Origin of the sequence: Paenibacillus zanthoxyli JH29 (genome assembly GCF_000520715.1) — a bacterium.
Taxonomy (GTDB): domain Bacteria; phylum Bacillota; class Bacilli; order Paenibacillales; family Paenibacillaceae; genus Paenibacillus_AQ; species Paenibacillus_AQ zanthoxyli.
The window spans coordinates 1-1,217 of record NZ_ASSD01000404.1 but is presented as its reverse complement, the minus strand read 5'-3'; the positions used below and the strand labels follow the sequence as shown (position 1 = coordinate 1,217).

Sequence of the window (1,217 nt, the reverse complement as noted above, 5' to 3'; positions counted from 1 at the left end):
GGGGCGGCCGTCCCCGCAGCGGCTGTGCACGAATCGTCTGCGGTCAAATGGCTGCTGATCGGAGCTGCCGGGCTGGTGCTGCTCTGGCTGATTGTGCTTCCGCTGGCTATTGTGCTGACCGAGGCGCTTAAGCAGGGCTGGAATGTATACTGGACCGCGCTGAAAGATTCCGACGCCGCTTCCGCACTGCGGATGACCCTTTTGGTAGCGGGCATTAGCGTGCCGCTGAATACGGTATTCGGCGTAGCGGCCGCCTGGGCCATAGCGAAGTTTAAATTTCGCGGCAAGGGAATGCTTATTACGCTTATTGATCTTCCCTTTGCCGTCTCGCCGGTTATCGGCGGTCTCGTGTATGTCCTGGTCTTCGGTGCGCATGGCTGGTTCGGCCCGTGGCTTGGCGCGCATAATATCAAAATCGTGTTCGCCGTTCCGGGCATCGTGCTCGCCACGATGTTCGTAACGTTTCCGTTTGTAGCCCGGGAATTGATCCCGCTAATGGAAGACCAGGGAACGCAGGAGGAGGAAGCGGCGCTTACGCTGGGCGCAAAGGGTTGGCAGATCTTTTTCCGCGTAACGCTTCCCAATATTAAATGGGGCCTGCTGTACGGCATTATTCTGTGCAACGCACGGGCGATGGGCGAATTCGGCGCAGTCTCGGTTGTCTCCGGCCACATTCGGGGGGAGACCAATACGCTCCCGCTGCATGTGGAAATTCTCTACAACGAGTATCAGTTCTCGGCTTCCTTCGCTGTTGCTTCCCTGCTTCTGCTGCTGGCGCTCGTGACCATGCTGGTCAAAAGTTGGCTGCAGCGTAAAAGTAGTCATTGACAGAAGATGGGCAGCATGCTAACTTAAACCATAGTATACAGGTTGGAAATGACGGTATTTGGTGGGGCGCTTAACCCGCTGCGGAATGAGAAGGAGGCTAGTGAATTGGCTAAACCGCTGAAAGTGGATGAAATTTGGCTGGAGAGGATTGCGGGACTTCTGGATAGTATGGAATTCGGTTCATTGCATATCGTGGTGCATGAAGGCCAGATCGTGCAGATGGAGCGGACGGAACGCAAGCGGTTCGAGAACGCCACACGGCACAGCGGAGAAGCCGTAAGCCGGCGTTCCGATACTCGTGCTGCGGGACGGGGATAACCCGCAAGCAATAACTAAGAATCGGATATGGAATCATTCATTAATTTATGGATCAGCACAGGCAGCGGCCC

The 1,217-nt window shown here is 55.7% G+C and carries 2 protein-coding genes; both read left to right on the top strand.

What is annotated here, in order from left to right; genetic code table 11:
• Positions 1-24 precede the first annotated feature (24 nt).
• On the top strand, positions 25-828 hold the full coding sequence (gene cysW, locus L691_RS0115220; protein ID WP_084654181.1) for a sulfate ABC transporter permease subunit CysW: 804 nt from the start codon (positions 25-27) through the stop codon (positions 826-828).
• A 105-nt stretch (positions 829-933) separates the two neighbouring features.
• Entirely contained in the window at positions 934-1,146 is a 213-nt protein-coding gene (locus L691_RS0115215; RefSeq protein WP_025691333.1) for a YezD family protein, read from the top strand.
• Positions 1,147-1,217: the final 71 nt, after the last annotated feature.